The 19,047-nt window shown below is 61.1% G+C and carries 17 protein-coding genes; 5 read left to right on the top strand and 12 right to left on the bottom strand.

Going from position 1 to position 19,047, the window contains the following annotated elements; genetic code table 11:
• Positions 1-7: 7 nt before the first annotated feature.
• Entirely contained in the window at positions 8-2,155 is a 2,148-nt protein-coding gene (locus AC1D1J_RS01505; RefSeq protein WP_477693695.1) for a response regulator, read from the top strand.
• Positions 2,156-2,395: 240 nt separating this feature from the next.
• Here AC1D1J_RS01505 and AC1D1J_RS01510 read toward each other — a convergent pair whose 3' ends face one another.
• The 7 genes from AC1D1J_RS01510 to mltG form a co-directional block, all read right to left on the bottom strand.
• Positions 2,396-2,734: a hypothetical protein gene (locus AC1D1J_RS01510; RefSeq protein WP_477693696.1), complete on the bottom strand. Its 339-nt coding sequence runs from the start codon at positions 2,732-2,734 to the stop codon at positions 2,396-2,398.
• Positions 2,735-2,944: 210 nt separating this feature from the next.
• Positions 2,945-3,616, bottom strand: coding sequence for an ankyrin repeat domain-containing protein (locus AC1D1J_RS01515; protein WP_477693697.1), 672 nt, complete (start codon positions 3,614-3,616; stop codon positions 2,945-2,947).
• On the bottom strand, positions 3,613-4,410 hold the full coding sequence (locus AC1D1J_RS01520; RefSeq protein WP_477693698.1) for a TatD family hydrolase: 798 nt from the start codon (positions 4,408-4,410) through the stop codon (positions 3,613-3,615). The genes AC1D1J_RS01515 and AC1D1J_RS01520 overlap by 4 nt, the downstream gene beginning before the upstream one ends.
• A 116-nt stretch (positions 4,411-4,526) precedes the next feature.
• Entirely contained in the window at positions 4,527-4,907 is a 381-nt protein-coding gene (locus AC1D1J_RS01525) for a PilZ domain-containing protein (protein WP_477669556.1), read from the bottom strand.
• A gap of 66 nt (positions 4,908-4,973) precedes the next feature.
• Positions 4,974-6,092: a DNA polymerase III subunit delta' gene (locus tag AC1D1J_RS01530; protein ID WP_477693699.1), complete on the bottom strand. Its 1,119-nt coding sequence runs from the start codon at positions 6,090-6,092 to the stop codon at positions 4,974-4,976.
• Entirely contained in the window at positions 6,089-6,781 is a 693-nt protein-coding gene (gene tmk, locus AC1D1J_RS01535; RefSeq protein WP_477693700.1) for a dTMP kinase, read from the bottom strand. Before tmk ends, AC1D1J_RS01530 begins: the two co-directional genes overlap by 4 nt.
• Positions 6,782-7,013: 232 nt before the next feature.
• Entirely contained in the window at positions 7,014-8,021 is a 1,008-nt protein-coding gene (mltG, locus tag AC1D1J_RS01540; RefSeq protein ID WP_477686331.1) for an endolytic transglycosylase MltG, read from the bottom strand.
• Between the two features lie 85 nt (positions 8,022-8,106).
• On the opposite strand from mltG, the gene ygfZ reads away from it, so the two are divergent.
• A complete protein-coding gene (gene ygfZ, locus AC1D1J_RS01545) occupies positions 8,107-9,078 on the top strand; it encodes a CAF17-like 4Fe-4S cluster assembly/insertion protein YgfZ (RefSeq protein ID WP_477693701.1) in 972 nt (323 codons plus the stop codon).
• Between the two features lie 30 nt (positions 9,079-9,108).
• On the top strand, positions 9,109-9,978 hold the full coding sequence (locus tag AC1D1J_RS01550; RefSeq protein ID WP_477693702.1) for an NRDE family protein: 870 nt from the start codon (positions 9,109-9,111) through the stop codon (positions 9,976-9,978).
• On the opposite strand, the gene AC1D1J_RS01555 is transcribed toward AC1D1J_RS01550, so the two are convergent.
• The 4 genes from AC1D1J_RS01555 to AC1D1J_RS01570 form a co-directional block, all read right to left on the bottom strand.
• On the bottom strand, positions 9,975-12,284 hold the full coding sequence (locus AC1D1J_RS01555; RefSeq protein ID WP_477693703.1) for an O-antigen ligase family protein: 2,310 nt from the start codon (positions 12,282-12,284) through the stop codon (positions 9,975-9,977). The genes AC1D1J_RS01550 and AC1D1J_RS01555 overlap by 4 nt on opposite strands.
• 99 nt (positions 12,285-12,383) lie before the next feature.
• Positions 12,384-13,241, bottom strand: coding sequence for a YbgC/FadM family acyl-CoA thioesterase (locus tag AC1D1J_RS01560; protein WP_477693704.1), 858 nt, complete (start codon positions 13,239-13,241; stop codon positions 12,384-12,386).
• Positions 13,238-14,206, bottom strand: a complete 969-nt coding sequence (locus AC1D1J_RS01565) for an alpha/beta hydrolase (RefSeq protein WP_477693705.1) — start codon at positions 14,204-14,206, stop codon at positions 13,238-13,240. The genes AC1D1J_RS01560 and AC1D1J_RS01565 overlap by 4 nt, the downstream gene beginning before the upstream one ends.
• On the bottom strand, positions 14,207-15,073 hold the full coding sequence (locus tag AC1D1J_RS01570; RefSeq protein ID WP_477686325.1) for a 2-keto-4-pentenoate hydratase: 867 nt from the start codon (positions 15,071-15,073) through the stop codon (positions 14,207-14,209).
• Between the two features lie 100 nt (positions 15,074-15,173).
• Between AC1D1J_RS01570 and AC1D1J_RS01575 the strand changes: the two genes are divergently transcribed.
• A complete protein-coding gene (locus AC1D1J_RS01575; protein WP_477693706.1) occupies positions 15,174-16,310 on the top strand; it encodes an iron-containing alcohol dehydrogenase in 1,137 nt (378 codons plus the stop codon).
• Positions 16,311-16,700: 390 nt separating this feature from the next.
• A complete protein-coding gene (locus AC1D1J_RS01580; RefSeq protein WP_477693707.1) occupies positions 16,701-17,807 on the top strand; it encodes a porin in 1,107 nt (368 codons plus the stop codon).
• Between the two features lie 137 nt (positions 17,808-17,944).
• Here the strand turns inward: AC1D1J_RS01580 and AC1D1J_RS01585 are convergent, their stop codons facing one another.
• Positions 17,945-19,042: a patatin-like phospholipase family protein gene (locus AC1D1J_RS01585; protein ID WP_477686322.1), complete on the bottom strand. Its 1,098-nt coding sequence runs from the start codon at positions 19,040-19,042 to the stop codon at positions 17,945-17,947.
• Positions 19,043-19,047: the final 5 nt, after the last annotated feature.

The following is a 19,047-nucleotide window of genomic DNA, read 5'->3' on the forward strand; positions in this document are numbered from 1 at the left end:
GGCAAACATGCTGAATCCGGATCTGGTCAACATCCTGATCGTCGACGACCTGCCGGAAAAGCATGTTGTCATGAACAGCATCCTGGAAGAACTGGGGCAAAACATCGTCAGTGCCCGCTCGGGCCGGGAGGCTCTGCGCCTCATCCTGCAGATGGAGTTTGCGGTCATCCTGCTGGACGTCAACATGCCCGACATCGATGGGCTGGAGACCGCCAGCATGATCAGGCAGTACAAGAAGACGGCGCAAACGCCCATTGTTTTTATCACGGCCTATGTGGACGAGGAACAGGCCGCCAAGGGTTACGCGCTGGGCGCGGTGGACTACATCTCTTCGCCCGTCGTGCCCGGGGTGTTGCGTTCCAAGGTCAAGGTTTTCGTCGACCTTCACCGCATGAACCGGCAGCTTCAGCAGCAGGCCGTCGAGCGCGAGGCGTTGGCGCGGTCCGAGGCGGCACGCACCGCGGCCGAGGATGCCACGCGGCGTGCCGACTTCCTGTCGGATGCCAGTCAACGCCTGTCCATGTCCCTCAATATCGATGCCACTGCTCAAGCGCTGGCGGATATCGCCGTACCGGACCTGGGCGCCATGGCGGCCGTCGCCCTGCTGGACAGCCATGGCGAGCTGCACTGCCGCTGCCTCAAAATTGCGGGTGGCCCGGACCCCTCGGCGGGCCCTGTCGTACTCGAATGCCATCGCGAGTTGAGCGCCCCCATGGCGGCGACGGTCCGCAGCGCCATGCTCTCGCGGAAAATAGCGTTTCTGCCCTCAACGGAGTTGTGCGCGGCGTCGACGGCCTCCGCGGCAGCCCCGCAGCCTGCCTGGCCGGAGCTCCCGGCAGACCATGAGGAGATGGCGATTTGCCCGCTGGTCGCGCGTGAGCAGATGCTGGGCGCACTCATCCTGTTCGGCAAGGCCGGCGGTTTTGCGCAGGCGGACGCCGCCCTGCTCAGCGAGGTGGTGGGCCGTGCCTCTATTGCCATGGAAAACGCCAGGCTCTATACGCTGGTTCAGGAAGCGGATCGCCGCAAGAACGAATTCCTTGCCATGCTGGCGCACGAGCTCAGGAATCCGCTGGCACCGATCAGGAACGCAGTGCACATCATTCACAGTTCCCATGTAGTCAACCCGAAGGTTGCATGGGCGCGTGATGTCATTGCACGGCAGGTCGATCACATGTCACGAATGATCGATGATCTTCTGGACGTCTCGCGGATCGTCAGGGGCAAGGTGACGGTTCATATGGAGCCGGTCCTGCTCTCGACATTGTGCGAGCATGCAGTGGAGGCCAGCAGCCCGCTGCTGGCAGCCAGGAATCAGGAATTGACTGTCCGTCTTCCAGCTGAAGCCGTGGTGCTCCAGGGCGATTTGGTGCGCTTGTCTCAAGTGCTTTCCAACCTGCTGAACAATGCCTCCAAATTCACGGATCAGCATGGAAAGATCGAGCTGAACGCCTCGCTGCAGGAGGAGGGCGTCACCCTGTTCGTGTCAGACAACGGTCAGGGCATAGAGCCCGACTTCCTGCCGCACGTATTCGACCTTTTTGCCCAGGGCGACCAGGCCCTGGACCGCGCGCAAGGGGGGCTGGGTATTGGTTTGACACTGGTCAAGCATTTGGTCGAGTTGCACAACGGCAAAGTAGAGGCTTATAGCGAAGGCAAAGGCATGGGAAGCCGGATATCCCTTTATTTTCCCGCGAGGACTTCAGCCAGCGATGCCGGTCTTCCTGTGGTGGCTGCGCCGCCGGCCGCCAAACCGGCGCCTGCTGTTCCCCGAAAAGTCCTTGTAGTCGACGATTTATGCGCTTCCGCAGAAACGCTGCAAGTGCTGCTGGAACTGGAAGGTTTTAATGTGAGGATCGCGAACGATGGTGCGTCAGCGCTCCATATCGCCCGGGAATTCGTGCCGGACGTAGTCATCCTCGACATCGGTTTGCCCGGCCTGGACGGCTTTGAGGTTGCCCGCCAGCTGCGTAGCCGCCCGGAATCGAAAACAACGCTGCTGATTGCCTTGACCGGCTACGGCGAAGCCGAAAGCCGGTTGCGCTCCCAACAAGCGGGTTTTGACCATCATGTGGTGAAGCCCGCAGACATCGAATCTCTCCTGGCTATGGTGAGCCTGCCGCGAGTGGAAGCGAAGGCCATGGACGAACAATAGGAAGAGGATGGGGTCCGAAAAAGCAGGCTTCACAAAAGGGCCACAAGGCATCTTCACTGCCAATATTTATTACTTAACATAATATACATCGTAGAACATTGCAGGTGCCGCAAAGGTATCTTTGCCTCGTCGATCACATGAGGCCTGTGAAGTGAAGCGCACCGCACGCCTCAATGGGTGATGTTTTTCAGCAGTTCGCTGCGTAGCCAGCTTCAAACTAAAGCGGCGTACTGCTCGTGCTCATTTCGTCTGGGAATCGAGCGCGCGTTCGCGCTGGGCGCGTGTCATCTGACGTGCTTGTCTGGGAGCGGGTGCGGCCGATACAAGCGCGACATTAGTGAGTTGCGGTACGGCACGGCGTACGTCTATCGCCGGGCAATTGTTGCTCGTGTCAAAAATCAGATGGCCACTGGGAAAGACGGCGGGCAGCTTTTCGTGGATCTGATAGCTCATGTCTATGGGCGGCGCCTCACCGGAATAAAGGATCTGGTTGCTGGGGTTATAAACGGTGTAGCACGCCATGGCTGGCGCGACCAAGGCCGTTAAGGACAGCGCCATTGCGCATTTCAAAGAAGTCATGAGTTTCTCCTGCACGCTCCGGATCAGAGACGTGGCTCAAAGCATATGTCTTATGTGGGTTGCGTCAAGTCGGACGGCACCGCCACATCACACGACAACCTACCCATGTCAGAGCGTCGGAACGTTCCTGAAGGCCTCAAGAGCATCGATCTCGAATGAGTCTCTTTGGGCTCAAACTTTCCGCTTAAATCTGGTGCCAGGCATGTCGACTCACCAGGTTCCGGCAGGCCTTTTTGCGCGAATGGCTGCGGTGATGGCTGCGGCGGCATCGGGCCGGTTGCCTTGCTCGGCAAACTGCAGGGCCGTCAAACCCCGCTGGTTTTTGAGTTGCGGGTCGGCACCTTCTTCCAGCAGAAGCTTCACGGCGGCAGTTGTGCCGTACATGGCTGCCATCATCAGCGGCGTGGTGCCGTTGGGAGACTCGGCATCGATATAGGCGCTGTTTTCCAGCAGCAGGCTGATGATGGCCACGTGACCGCCACTGGCGGCGTAATGCAGTGGCGTCCAGCCGGTCTTGTTGACGTCGGCGCCCTGTTTGACCAGCTTCTCAGCCAGAGCCTGATGGTTCTTGAGGGCAGCCAGCATGAGCGCGCTTTCCCCTTTGTCGTTGAGGATGTTGACGTCAGTCTTGGGCCAGTCAACCAGTACCTGCGCTGCTCTGAGCGATGGCTCCTTCAGCGCGAGAAAGAGCCCACGCTCGCCTTTTGGGTCAGGTGTGTTGGGGTCAAATCCCCGCTGCAGCAGTGCCTGAATAGTGCGGGGATCGTCGCGCTTGACGGCGATGAAAAAATCATCGTACGACCCTGCATTTGCCAAAGAAATTCCATAAAAAACAACGGCAATAACTGCTTTCTTAAAGTAATTTGTGAAGTTGTTTTTCATGCTTTAACCCCGCTGAAAAGCTGCTCGAAGTTTCGGCTTGTGGCCTCTGCAATGGCCTGGATGGGTTGTTGGGTGAGTTCCGCAATCTGCTTGGCCACCAGGGGAACATACGAAGGATTGTTGGTTTTTCCGCGGTACGGCATGGGCGCGAGGTAGGGGCTGTCGGTCTCAATCAGCATGCGGTCCAGGGGGACAAATCGGGCCACCTCCCGCAAATCCGCCGCGTTCTTGAAGGTCAGGATGCCGGAAAAAGAGATGTAAAACCCGAGGTCAAGCGCGGCGCGGGCCACCGCCTGGGTTTCGGTAAAGCAGTGAAAAACTCCAGTGGCGCGGCCCGCTTCTCCAGCGCTACCGCCCTCTTCCTTCAACAAGGCAATCGTGTCGTCGGACGCGCTGCGGGTATGAATCACCAGGGGCTTGCCGGTCTGGCGAGCCGCCCGGATGTGCACGCGAAACCGCTCCCGCTGCCATTCCATGTCCGCCACGGTCCGGTCACCCAGCCGGTAATAGTCGAGCCCGGTCTCGCCAATGCCGACCACCCTGGGCAGGCTGGCACGTGTCAGCAGGTCGTCCAGGCTGGGTTCCCGGACATCTTCGTTGTCAGGATGCACGCCGACGGTTGCCCAAAAATTGTCGTAGGCCGTGGCGAGTCCATGAACAGTTTCGAACTCTTCCAGGGTGGTGCAGATGCACAGCGCCCGGTCAACCTGGGCGGCCTGCATGGCCTGGCGGATTTGCGGCAATTGGGCCTGAAGCTCCGGAAAGCTCAAATGGCAATGGGAGTCAGTAAACATTGCGGTACGAGGTTAGGTATCAAAACAGGCTGCAAGCCTTATTGGCCGTGCGCAAGCAGCTATAAATACCATAGCAACCACGCGCTTGCGGTGTGGCAGGCCGTGGCCAGCAAGGCCTAAATGGTCTGTGTGGGGCGGTCGGACGCCAGGTGGGCGCCGAGGATTTCTTCAATCTTGATCTTCAGAAGACGGGATTTATCGTCCGACGGAAACCGGACGCCGACGCCTTGCGTGCGGTTGCCGGCCGCCCTTGCGGGCGTGACCCAGGCCACTTTGCCAGCCACCGGATAGCGCTGCGTATCTTCGGGGAGCGTCAGCAGGACATAGACGTCGTCGCCCAGTTTGTAGTCGCGTGCCGTGGGAATGAAAACGCCGCCTTCCGTGAACAAGGGAATGTAGGCGGCGTAAAGCGCTGCTTTTTCCTTGATGGCCAGCTGGACAACGCTGGGTCGGGCGGTGGCGGCTGCGGGTGAACTGGCGGGCGGTGGTGTGCTCATGGCGCTAGTTTATCGGTTTGACTGCTGCGGCGTCTGCAATTGCAGCATAAAAGAAACGGTTTGGGTTTATTTCGCATTCAGCGCTGTCCGGGCGCGGCTTACCAGTGACTCCAGCATCAGGCCCGGGTTGTAGGGATGTTCCACGGTGCGCGCAATGGCCGCCAGTTCTTTGGACCAGCTTGCAAGGGCGTAAAGCCCGCCACCCGTCTTGCCGGCCGCAGCGGGAAGGGCAGCCGGAAGATCGCTCGCGTGAAAAAATCGGGGCGCAGCGCCCATGCGCACAGCCAGTACATCGTGGCAAAGCTTCTGCAATGCATCCACAGCCTGCGCCGGCGCCCAGTCCGACAGCGCGCTCACGTCGCCGCGCGCCATGGCTTTGGGCAGGGCCTGCCAATGTTGGGCAGCTTCCGCGGGTGGGTTGTTCTGCGCCCAGCTCAGCGCGTCGGCGGGTCGCCCGCCCGCGGCCACCAGCAAGGTTTGCAATTCGGCGGCTTTTGGCGCTGCCGCGGCTTTTTTGGTGCTACCGGCGCTGTCACCTGCCAGCGTGATTTCTTGCTGGAGCCAGCCCAGTGCCTGGTCGAAGTCCGGCCAGACCATGGTGTGGCCCAGGCACCGGCTCCGGATGGTGGGCAGCAACTGGTGCGCTGCCTCGGTGGCCAGGACGAACTTGACGGCTCCTGGAGGCTCTTCCAGGGTCTTGAGCAGGGTATTGGCCGTGACATTGTTCATGCGCTCGGCCGGGAACACCAGCACCACCTTGGTGGTGCCGCGTGACCGTGTGAACTGGGTGAAAGACACGGCTTCGCGCGCCGCATCGACCTTGATTTCCTTGCTGGGCTTGCGTTTCTTGCTGTCCAGGTCGTCTTGCGTCTTTTCGTCGAGCGGCCAGCCGAGCGCCAGCGACAGGGTTTCGGGCATCAGCATGCAAAGGTCCGCATGCGTGTGCACATCTACCGCGTGGCAACTGCCGCAGTGCCCGCAGGCCCCCTGCGGCGTGGCTTCTTCGCAAAGCCAGGCCCGCACCAGTGCCAGCGCCAGTTCAAACTGCCCCAAACCCGAAGGTCCACTCAGGAGCCACGCATGGCCGCGCTGGGCCAGCAGGCTTTCAAGTTGCGCCTGGAGCCACGGCGCCAGGCGCGGGTTGCTGGACCCGGCTGTCGCCGGCAAAGTATCCAGAACGCTCATGACAACCAGCCTTTGGCGATAAACACCTGCTGCACGGCCTGCCAGACTTCGTCGCGGCTTTTCGATGCGTCAATGCGGGCGAAACGCTCCGGGTGATTTTTCTGCCGGTCCGAGTAGCCTTGCGCGACACGGCGGAAAAACGCCACCGGCTGCGCCTCGAATTTGTCGGGCAGTCGCGCGCCCGTCAGTCGCCGGGCCGCTTCTTCAGGCGCCAGGTCAAACCACACCGTCAAATGCGGCTCGATCACGGTTTCCACCTCGGGCTTCATGGGAGAGTTGCCGGCGGGGTCGCCCAGCAGCCCTTCGTCGGATTGCACCCAACGCTCCAGGGTTGAGAGCAGCTTCAGGTCAAAACCGCGCCCTGCCCCCTGGTAGGCAAAAGTGGCGTCGGTGAAACGGTCGCACAGCACCACGTCACCGCGCAGCAGTGCCGGTGCAATCACGTTCACCAGGTGGTCGCGCCGTGCGGCAAAAATCAGCAGGGCTTCGGTCAGCGGGTCCATGGCGTCATTGAGGACCATGGCGCGCAGTTTTTCGGCCAGCGGCGTACCACCCGGCTCGCGCGTCAGCGTCACCGCCCTGCCCTCGGCCTTGAAGGCTTCAGCCAGCCCGGCGATATGCGTGGACTTGCCGGCACCGTCTATGCCTTCGAAGCTGATAAAGAGGCCGCTGAGAGGTCTGGTGCTCATGATCTCTTCCGGTCGAATGCGTGGCCGAAGTTGTGGTGCCAGCAGGGGCCGCGGAACCGGCTTTGCCGGGCCGCAGGCGCAGCGGCCCCCGAGGGGCTGGAGCCCGCGGCTCCAAGCCTGCCTGCGCAGGCTTGGACGGGCGACAGAGGCGAAGCGTCTCGCGAGCCGCGGCCTGCAAGGCCTCGCGCATTACACGAAGTCGCAGACGCAGTAAAAAGCGTGGGGGCCATATTCACTGACCGCGGATGTATTTATTGACCGCACGATTGTGCTCATCCAGGCTGCTGCTGAAATGGCTGCTGCCGTCGCCCTTCGCCACAAAGTAAATGGCCTTGGTCGGTGCCGGCTGCACGGCGGCCAGCAGGGCAGCTTTGCCCGGCATGGCGATGGGGGTGGGCGGCAACCCGGCGCGGGTGTAGGTGTTGTAGGGCGTGTCGGCCAGGAGGTCGCGTTTTCGCAGGTTGCCGTCAAATTGCGCACCCATGCCATAGATTACGGTCGGGTCGGTCTGCAGCAGCATGCCCAGCCGCAGCCGATTGGTGAAAACGCCGCCGATCTGGGAGCGGTCCGACGGCTTGCCGGTTTCCTTTTCGACGATGCTGGCCAGGATCAGGGCTTCGTCAGGGGTTTTCAGCGGTGTGTCGGGGCTTCGCAGTGCCCAGGCAGCGTCCAGCCGCTTGTCCATGGCCCGTGCTGCGCGTTTGAGCACAGCCAGGTCGCTGGAGCCTTTGGCGTAGGTGTAGGTGTCGGGGAAGAAACGGCCCTCGGGGTGCACCCCCGGCCTGCCCAGCTTTTGCATGATGACTTCGGGCGCTAGGCCAAGCGTGTCGGGCGCAAGCTGCTCTGCTTTTTGTAGCGCTGCGCGCACCTGGTTGAAGGTCCAGCCTTCCACCAGCGTGATGCTTTTCAGGGCTTGATCGCCGCGCACCAGCATGCTGAGCAGCTTTTGCGGATTGGTGCCCGGCACCAATTCATAGCTGCCGGCCTTGATCAAGCGCGCCTGGCCGGAAAAGCGGAACCAGGCATGCAGAAAAATCGCCGGCACATCGGCGCCGCTGGCCACGATGACGTCGGCCACACCGCTGGCAGGGGTACCGGGTTCGATTTCCAGGTCCACCACCTGGCTGCCGGGCGCCAAACGCAGAGGAATCGGCTCGTTCAGCCACCATAAAGCCGCACCAAACGACAGCAGGGCGCCCACAAATATCAATATCAACAGACTTGTAAAGACACGACGCACAACCCAGCTACCTTTTCAGTACAGAACGCAAAAGTTCAAGCCTATGATAATTCAGCCCATCTCCCCATCGACTGTGAACGCCCCCATGACCCTGCCCTCCGCTGCTTCAACTGCTGCAGTTGCTTCCACGATTTCTGGCATCGCCGAACTGACGCACCTCGGCGTGATCCGCGTGGCCGGGGACGACGCCGTCACGTTTTTGCAGGGCCAGCTGACCCAGGACGTGGCCCTGATGGGGGCCGGTGAAGCTCGCCTGGCGGCTTTCTGCAATGCCAAGGGCCGGATGCAGGCCAGTTTTGTGGTGTTCAAGCGCAGCAGCGATGCCGGCCAGCAGGACGTGCTGCTGCTGTGCAGCCGCGACATCCTGCCCGCCACACTCAAGCGCCTGTCGATGTTTGTGCTGCGTGCCAAGGCCAGACTGACCGATGCCAGCGCGGAATTCGCGCTCTACGGCATCACCGGATTCGCTATGAATTCGATAGCTGGTGGCGCCCGTCCTGTATGGTCAAAAGCCGATTTAGGTGATGCAAATATGGTGTTTTTGCAGCCCGGCGCGGGCCAGCCGCGTGCGATCTGGTGCGCACCTGCCGCTTCACCCGCTCCCGAAGGCCCGCGCATCGACAGCGCCTTGTGGCACTGGCTGGACGTGCAGTCCGGTATTGCGATGATCACGCAGCCCATCTTTGAGGCCTTTGTGCCGCAAATGCTGAATTACGAATCCGTCGGAGGGGTGAACTTCAAAAAGGGTTGCTACCCGGGCCAGGAAATCGTTGCGCGCAGCCAGTTCCGCGGCACGCTCAAACGGCGCGCATACCTTGTCCATACCGCCGGAACGCCGGCAACAGGCCAGGAGATATTTCACGCCTCGGACGCAGGGCAGCCTTGCGGGCTGGTCGCCGCGGCGGCCGCCAATCCCGCTGGCGGCTTTGACGCCATCGTGTCGATGCAGACCTCTGCCGCCGCCGATGCCGGCGACGGCCGGTTGACACTGGGAAGCGCCACTGGCGAAGCCCTGAGCCTGCTTCCCCTGCCCTACCCGCTGCTGGAAGACATCTGATGCGCGGCACAGGGGCGTGAGGCTCATGACATGTGCCTGATCGCGTTTGCCATTGGCGTATCGGAGCGCTGGCCGCTTCTGATTGCGGCCAACCGCGATGAATTCCTGGACCGGCCGACGCTGCCGCTGGCCCGCTGGCAAACCGCTTCGGGGCAAGAAGTCCTTTCAGGCCGTGACTTGCGTGCCGGTGGCACCTGGATGGGCATGACACCGGGCGGCAGGATTGCTTTTCTGACCAATGTGCGCGGCGACCGTGCAGATGCCGGGGCCCGCTCGCGGGGGGAACTGGTGACGCGTTGGCTGGAAAGCCACGACGGTGCGGCCGGTTTTGTTTCAGCCCTCGAAGAAGAAGGCCCGGACTACGCAGGCTTTAACCTGGTAGTGGGTGACTTCCAGCGGAACAACTGGATGTGGGCCACCAACCGGCCAGGCGGTCCGGGCGCGGCTGGCTGGCAAGCAAAGCACCTGTCCTCTGGCGTTTATGGTTTGTCAAATGCAGCGCTGGATACGCCCTGGCCCAAGACCATAGAACTCAAGCGCGTGTTGGCTACTGCTCTCGATTCCGGGAGTGACGAAGCGTTACGGGCATCGCTATGGACCGCGCTGGCCAACCGCCAGCGTGCACCGCGCGAACATTTGCCATCAACAGGTGTACCGCTGATGCGGGAGGAGGCGCTGTCCAGCGCTTTTGTGGATTTTCCGGAATATGCCTATGGAACGCGTTGCAGCACTGTGCTGCTGGCAAAGGCCCAAATGGAGTCCAAAGGCTCCCGGTGCTGGAGCGTGTTACTGGAAGAGCAAACCCATCCGCCGGACCGAACAACAACACCAGGGGGTAAGCCACTTGCCGCCCCGTCGATTCACAGCTATGTGACTTCGTGGCGGCAAACAGCGTTCTAGGGCCTGGGTCGATACGTTGGCGGAATCATCTGGAGAGTGGAATTCTTCGCTCTTTCAGGGGTTGCGGCCAACGCAGCCTGGTAAGCAGCCTGTGCCCTTGCCTCGTCCTTCTTCTGAAAAGCATAGATGTACCCGAGCTTGAGCATGCCGTCTACTTCCAGGGCCGGCCAACCCTTGTTTCGCAATTCCATTCCCTGAATTGCCAGATCGAAGTCCCCGCTCCGTCCGCCGAGCGCCCACGCGGCATTGAGGAGGTCATAGTCATAAATGCCTTCCGCCAGGGATTGCTTGACCAGCCGGAGTGCCTCGGGCTCCCTGCCGGTACGGCCCAGCAAAATAACCTCCAGAGAGCGAACCGAAGGGGCCTTGGGCTGCAGTTTTTTACAGCGTTCCAGAAACTCAAACGCCTTGTCGGTATTTCCCATTTGGGCATAACCACGGGCGATATTGGACATTACCGCTACCAGATAAGGACGGGAACGAACCACCGACTCCCAGACCCAGACGGCGTTTTTCCAGTCGCCCCAACGTGCCAGTTCGTCCGCCACCAGCGGAGTAAGTTTTCTGTAGTGTGGATTGATGGCTATCCCGTCGTTCATGAGGTTTAATATTTCGCGCTTTATCTTGTTCCACTTCGGGTCACGATAGTCCTGCGACTGGCTAACGCTCAGGGCGAGCCTCACGGCCCTGACAATCTTGCCTTCCGCCGCCGCGGCTTGCTGGAAAATATGCACTGAGAGAAACAGGCACAACAGCATGACGCCGGTAAATACCCGGGAATAAATGGGCTTCCAGCCCACGCGTTGCGCAAAAGTCAGAGGCCGAAGCCCAAGTCCCAATCGGGCGTCGGACGCCGCCAGTATGGCAAGGGCCAGTGCAAATATCGCAACCGTACTGGCCAGTCGCCAGGGAAACCCGATGTTGCTCACGATCAGCAATGCGAGCAGGCTGGACAGAGCCATTGCGCGCAAAGGGGCCTCGCTCAGCCCCTCCGCTGAGCGATTTCTCAGTGTTTTCCAGGCTGAAACCAGCAGATAAAGCAGCAGGCAGGCTAAAAATCCCCAACCCACCAGGCCGTATTCCGCCAACAGCTGCAGTATCTCGTTATGAACGTAGTAGTCGGTTTCAAGCTGGGAGCCTTCAACCTGGTAGAGCGGAATGTCCACCTCCCAGGCGCCCGCGCCGACCCCGGTGAGCGGCGTGGCTTTGATCATTCGCGAAGTTGCCCTCCACATGATCAGGCGCACACCCAATGAACTGTCATTGACGGAAATGGTCGCCGTGCGGTTGAAAGCGCGCTCAAAGGCTGTGGTGCCGCGCTCTTCCTGGGCGATCTGCATGTTGCCCGTGTGCATGAACCCCAGCGCAAGAACGGTTCCCCCAAGCACGCAACAAGCCAGTAGTTTTTGCCAGATGTTCCAGGCAGAAAACGCAAACTGCTTGCGGTACAAAATGGCAATCACCGGAAGAACCAGTAACAACAGGACCCACAGCGCAACCAGTGCTCCCCGGGTGCCGGTCATCATCAGCGCCACGGCTATGAAGCCGCTGGTCAATGACATCAGTGTGATTTTCGAGGAAGTTTTCGCCTGAGCGAGAAGATACGCCGAAAACGGCACGGCACACACAGCGAATTCCGCAAAAAAATTGCGATTGACAAAGGTGGATGCAGGGTTCGGGCCTTGCGGAAAGTAGGTGAAATCAAACCAGAACTGAAGCGCCGTCCAGAGCGACGCCGTAAGGGCACCCAGATGAATTCCCAAGGCCAGATAAGGCAGGCGTTCCTTCGAGAGGGTATTTAATCCCAGCCACAGCAGCAAGCTGAAAATGAACCACCTTATCGCTTCCACGCCGCCCAGATAGGCGTGTGACCAGAGCATGCTGGCCAAGGCATAAAACATCAGTGACAAGGGCAGCCACATGAGCGCATGCCAGCGCAAGGGTTCCCGGCGATGGCGTTGTTGCCAGAAGAAAACAAGACCCGCACCAATGGTTGAAAACGACACGACCATGGATTTCAGGGTGTCCTGCAGCATCTCCTCATGAGGCACGCCGATCGCTGGCGCGAGAAACATCATGAACGCAAGAAACGCAACGATCCAGTGACCTTGAGTGACTTCTGCAGGCAAGCTTGCCTGAGGGCCAAAACCAGCCTGCATCGAGGGCGCCGCCAAGGCTTCCCCGCCTTGTGACGGACGCGACGCTTCGGCACGGGATGACCCAGCCATCCTGTTGGTGACTGCGGAATTACCCTGGGGGCCCGGACGGTTCTTTTTCTTGACCATGAAATCGATCGGCTTTCTCAATCTTTGAATCCGGTTGGATGCGCGTGCAAAACCGGCGAAGCCGTGATTGTCGCCTTTGCAAAGAGAAAGGCCTGCAACCTCTCCCCTTGAGACGTTGTTTTACAGCACCTTGACCATCTCAAGATGCGGGATGCCGACCTCATCAAACGGCTCTCCGCGCGGGACAAAACCAAGGCGCCGGTAAAAACCCTCGGCACTGCGCTGCGCATGCAGCATGACCTCGCGATCCCCACGATTCCGGGCGGCATCCATCAATGCATCCAAAAGCGCCTGGCCGAGGTGAGCTCCGCGTAGCGCCCGCAGCACCGCCATGCGCCCGATCTTCGCCGTGCCATCGGCTTGCCGCACCAGCCGCCCGGTCGCAATGCCCTCTCCCAGACCGTTATAGGCCACGGCATGCATGGCCGTGTTGTCCGCTTCGTCGCACGCCATCTCCATCGGAATGCCCTGCTCCTGCACAAACACGGCCGAGCGGACCGTAGCCGCGTCGGCGCCCAGGGTGGCCCAATCACCTGTCCTGATGTCGACCATGGCCTCGCCGGCCTCAAAACCCACGAGCAGATTGCGCAGCGCGTCCGGCACGGGCCGGGACGTCTGCGTCAAAGGATCGGCAAACACATAGATGAGTTCACAGCTAATGAGCAGTTCATCGGCCCTGAACATCGCGCCTGTGAATGTCATCGATGAATTGCCGATGCGTGCGCACTTGAGCGCTACATCGAGCCGGTCATCGAAGCGTGCCGAGCCGTGGTATTCCACCGTAGCTTTTTTTACGTACAAGTCACCGCCCATCTTGTGCATGGTTTCCTCGTACGGCAGTGCCAGCGCGCGCCAGTAGTCGGTGATGGCAGTGTCGAAGTACATCAGGTAATGCGCGTTGAACACGATTTTTTGCATGTCCACTTCGGCCCAGCGAACCCGAAGCGGGTAAAAAAATCGGAATTCCTGTCGTTTCATGGCTTGTTATCCGAAAGATTGAATGCCTGACGCAGCGCCCGAGCAGCGTCCCCATGGGCTTGCCGTGCTTCGGGAATGATGCGCCCCATCTTGATGAACTCATGCGTGACGCCGCGGTAGATTTCCAGGTCGACCGGCACGCCGGCCGCGCGCAGCTTGTCGGCATACATCACCCCTTCGTCAACCAGGGGATCGCACTCTGCCAGACCCAGCCAGGCCGGGGCTACACCGTCCACATCAGCCGCGTTGAGTGGGGCGAAGCGCCAGTCTTCGCGGTCGGCAGGGCTTCGCACGTAGTGGTTGAAAAACCAGGTAATGTCAGCCTCCTCCAGCACAAAACCACCGGCAAAAAGCCGGTGCGAAGGCGTGTCCTGATGGGCGGTGCAGCCGGGGTAAAACAGCAGTTGCAGCGCCAGGGGCAGGCCGGCATCGCGGGCCAGGATGGCGCACATGGTTGCCAGCGTGCCGCCCGCGCTGTCGCCGCCGACCGCCACACGGGTTTCGTCCAAGCCGAGGCTGGTTGACCGTGCCGTCAGCCACTCCAGTGCATCCCAGGCATCATGGGCCGCTACAGGAAATTTGTACTCCGGTGCCAGCCGGTAGTCCACGGAAATCACCGCGCAACCCGCCAGGTGGCTGAGCTGCCGGCACAACACATCATGCGTTGCCACACTGCCGATGGTGAAGCCGCCGCCGTGAAAGTAAAGCAGCACCGGCAGGCGATCAGTTGAGGGCGCGTAGAGGCGCGCAGGCAGGCTGTAGCCATCCCTGGCGGGAATGCGCAGGTCTTCGACCCGCGTCAAGGCCGGCTTGGGAATTTCCAGCACGCCCGCACCCGCCTCGTATGCCGCTTTGGCTGCTGCGGGTGTGAGCGTATGAAACGGCGGGCGCATGGCCCGGGCCATGCGGCTGAGCACGTCCCGCATTGCGGGTGTCAGCAAGGTTTCGGGAGAACCGCGGCGCATTTATTTGAATGTTACCGACACAGGTTGCGCTCCGGCCAGCCCCCGGTAAGTCACTGTGGCGGTCAGCCCTGCCTTGGGCGGCAGCAGCGGCGAAAAGGAGCCCAGGCTGATCAGGTCGCCTGGTTTCATGGCAAGGCCCTCCTTGGCCAGGGCGCCGGCCAGCCAGACGACTGCGTTGAGCGGATGACCGAGGATGTCGCTGCCCTTGCCTCTTCCCAGTTCTGCACCGCCGCCGTCTGCAAGCACGACGGTCATGTTTTCCAGCATGCCCAGCATGGCGTGACGCTCTGCCCTTGTCACGGGCACGGCCAGGGGCGTACCGGCCACACCGAACCGGGCACCGACATTGATGGCGCTGACCGCCGGGCCATTGAGCCGGGGTGGCGCCTGAACGACCAGATCGGGCAATTCGATAAAGGGAATCACCTGGTCAACGGCTTCAAGCACGTCCAGGGGTGTCCGGGCCTGGTTGATGGCTGCACTTTTGACACGCACCAGCATGTCGGCCTCAAAAAGCGGACGCGCGCCAAACGCCGCATCGACCACGGACCCGCCGGGCAGCACCATGCCCTCATACAGCTTGCCCCACACGGGCTGGTCGTAGTTGAAGCGTTTTTGTACCGCCGGGTTGGTAAGGCCGGCCTTGTAGCCGACCACTTTGCCGTGGCGTTTTTCCAGCAGCGCATTGAGTTTGGCGCGGGTACAGGCGCCATCGGCCTCGTTGAGACCTTCCGGGTTTGCCGCAGGCTGTCTGGCGGCGATCTTTTCGGCCAGGTCACCGACTTGCGCATCGCTCAGACATTCGGCCCCAGCCTGAAAAGCCGCTATCGCCAAGGTGACCAGCATCAGGGTTTGCTTGCAATTCATGGGCATCTCCAGCTATTAAAGTAAGGGCAAGCCGATTGGGGCAAGATGGGCGGCACGGGAAAACCGCCCAGCATCGTACAACGCGAAAGACAGCAAAACCATGGCCCTTATCTATTACGTCACCCAGATCCAGTTTGAGTTCGGCGCGATCAAATTGCTCAAGCAGGAATGTGAGCGTGTCGGCATCACCCGCCCGCTTATCGTCACCGACCCCGGTGTCAAGGCCGCAGGTATTTTGCAAAAAGCGCTTGACGCGCTGCCCGGTGTGCAGGTGACGGTGTTTGACCAGACCCCTTCGAATCCCACCGAGGCAGCCGTTCGCGCAGCTGCGGCGCTGTACAGGTCCGCCGGCTGCGACGGCCTGATCGCGGTGGGCGGCGGTTCAGCCATTGATTGCGCCAAAGGCGTGGCGATTGCCGCCACCCATGAAGGCCCGCTCACAACTTACGCCACCATCGAAGGTGGCTCCCCGAAAATCACGGACCGCGCAGCCCCGCTGATTGCCGTACCCACCACCAGCGGCACCGGCAGCGAAGTCGCCCGCGGGGCCATCATCATTGTGGATGACCACCGCAAGCTTGGGTTTCATTCCTGGCATCTGGTGCCGAAAACGGCGATTTGCGACCCGGAGCTCACATTGGGCCTGCCGGCCAGACTGACAGCGGCCACCGGCATGGATGCGATTGCGCATTGCATGGAAACCTTCATGTCAGCTGCCTTCAACCCGCCGGCCGACGGCATCGCGCTGGACGGCCTGGAACGCGGCTGGGCTCATATCGAACGGGCCACGCGCGATGGCAGTGACCGGGACGCCCGCTTCAACCTGATGAGCGCATCCATGCAGGGTGCCATGGCTTTCCAGAAGGGGCTGGGCTGCGTGCATTCGCTGAGCCATAGCCTGGGCGGTGTAGACCCGCGCCTTCACCATGGCACGCTGAACGCGATGTTTTTACCTGCCGTGGTCCTCTTTAATGCGGAGGCCGAATCAGTTCAGAAGGACAACCGGCTCGACCGCATGGCCCGCGCCATGGGGCTGGCTTCGGGCAGCGACATTCCCGACGCCATCCGGGACATGAACGCCCGGCTGGGCCTGCCCACGGGCCTGGCGGCCATGGGGGTACAGCGCCAGCAGTTCGGCCGAATCATTGAAGGGGCGTTGGCTGACCATTGCCACAAGACGAATCCGCGGATTGCCAGTGCCGCGGAATACGAAGAGCTCCTCGGCACGTCGCTTTAGGCCTCGCCCCTGGCGGCCAATGTGCCGCTTTCCCCGCAATTGCGGTTGGCGGCAAATCATCGGCTTCGTGAGGATGGGGCCCTACCCGCGATTGCGCGATGGTGTGCCCCGGCGCAGTCGGGTCCGCCTGCGCCGGTTGGCCATCACGGCAGACTGCTGCGAGCCTGGCTCATCCGTACCGGTAAAAGTTATTTAATTACTTTTTATAACCATAAATGTCTTTGCTGGCAAGAGACTATTTACTTATTTTTTATAACTAAAAACCCATTAACCTCATGCAGTGATTAGCGATTTCACGCGATGTTTGCTGTCCGCAAACAACAGTGCATGGACCTGCAGGGCTGCGTCGAATCGATAAGCACGCTTATATCAACAACATTAGGAGACCTGATGAAGACCAAACTATTTGCACTTTCCGTGCTGTCCGCTGCCAGTTGCGCCGCTCAGGCCCAAAGCTCCGTCACGCTGTATGGCGTGGTTGATACCTATTTGGAAGTCGCATCCGCCGGCAACGGCAATGTGACACGCGTCTCCAGCGGGGGTGCCATGGGTTCGCGTTTCGGGTTTCGCGGTACGGAAGACCTCGGCGGCGGCCTGAAGGCGAATTTCGTGCTGGAGGCCGGCTTTTTAACAGACACGGGCGCTGGCACAGGTACTGCGACCATCCCCACCAGCACTGTGCCGACTGGGGCTAATTACATGTTTCAGCGCCTGGCGATCGTGGGCTTGAGTGGTGACTTCGGCGCCGTCAACATCGGCCGCCAGTACACGCCGCATTTTGGAACCATGGCAGCTTTTGACCCTGCCGGATTCACGATGTCCGGCGCCCTGAACTATTACGCGGGCCCGGGCGTAGGCATCAACGGTGGCTCCCTCTCTGACGCCACCACCCGCCGGGACAATTCCATCCAGTACACCACGCCGACCTGGGGCGGCTTCAAGGCCAATGTGTTTTATGCCTTCGGCGAATCGACCGGCGCGGGCGGCCAACCCAAGTCCACCGGCAACGTGCTCAACATCGCAGCCGGCTACAGCAGCAGCACGCTGGCAGCGCAAGTCAGCTACCTGACGGAAAAAACCATCTACATAGTCGGCAATACCGATAAATACACTGACGTCGCTGTCTCCTACGATTTCGGGTTCATCAAGCCGTCTGCCATCTTTGTGCGCCGTCGCGGCGACGCGACCGGGGCGCCCGCGCTCGACGCTTACCAGATCGGCGCCTCGGCACCTGTCGGCGTTGGCAAGCTGATCGCCACCTACGGCCAGCTCAAAAACAAGACCACAGCGAGTTCGGATTCCAAGGCCATAGGCGTACGCTACGACTATCCGCTGTCCAAACGGACCACTCTCTACGGTGGCGTAACCAAGATCAGCAACCAGGCTAATGCAGGCTACACCATCAGCGGCGGCGGTGGCAGTTCGGCTGGCCTGGCGCTCTCGGCAGTCGGCCAAAGCCCGAAGTCGGTGTACGCGGGTATTGCACACGTGTTTTGAGGCTGCAACTGTAAATTGAACCCGAAACCACTTCGGGAACACCAAAAAAGCCGCATGGCGTGACTGGCACGCCATGCGGCTTTTTCATGGGCGCCTCGCTGGCGGAAGACTGCGTCCAGGCGCGCGTTTCGGCTGGTTCATAAATGCTGGACCAGCTTCATATCCGGACGGTCCAGCCACCGGGCATATTCCTCCGCAAGCTGTCCGGCTTTCGATGTGGCCTGCGACCATGCGCGTATGCGTGCCTGGATATCGGGGCCGTAGCGCATGAAGTCCGCGCGGTCCGGAAGCTTGCCGCCGGGCAAGGTCTTGATCCACTCCGGGTTGGGGGCGAGCAGCACCATGTTGTCCAGAAAATGTGTGGCGCCATGCCGCCACTTCAGGCCCTTGTCGAGCCAGCCAGGCACCACGGCCCTCTGGAAATGCGGGTACAGCACCAATCCCGGCGATGACCCCGCCTCCCCTCCCGTGCCCCCGCGGTGATAGTTCAGGTGCAGGTGGTAGTCGGTGATGCCACCGTCCCAGTAGGCGCCGGGCGGCGCGCCGGGGATGTTGCGCACGGAGCGCAGCACAAAGGGGATGGAACAGCTGGCCTGAAGCGCCGGTTGAAAATTGGCTTCGTCCATGGGCACCTGGCGGGTCCGGTAGTCGGCAGTTGAAAACGGCAAGGAAGCGTTCTGCGTGGAAAACACCACGCGCTCCAGCCATGCGCCCATGGCCTTGCGGTGCAGGCTGTTGGTGAGGAACGCGCCAAAGTAGCCCAGCGGCGTGGCCACCTTGTGCTCACGGCCCAGCATGTGGCGGCCACGCGAGGTGACGATGTGCAGCCGATAGCGGGAATGGCCGATCACTTCCTGCACCCTGCCCCCGTAGAAAACCTTCAGGCTCTGGCCGAACTGCTCACTGACGGCATCGGCGGTCGGGCGCTTCTGGCCTGGCTTGAGCTCGTAATGCTGGTGGATGTAATCGGTTTCGAGGCGCTGGAATGCCGCCGCCGGGTTGGCGAGGCAGGCCGTGGCCATGCGCCACGCGCCTATGGACGCACCGACCAGGTCCACCGGATGGCTGCTTTGCGCCAGCCAGTCACCAAAGATAAAGCGGTCCAGAGCGCCAAGGATCAAGCCCTTGGGCCCGCCTGCCGCCCCGGGTACGACGGCAATGTCTGCCGGCTTGAGGCCGTTTTGCTCGATATGCCGGCGTGCCTTGGGGCCGGCGTAAATGCGTAGGGCTTGCATGGGGG

It is taken from the genome of Polaromonas sp. P1_F8, from assembly GCF_056405635.1.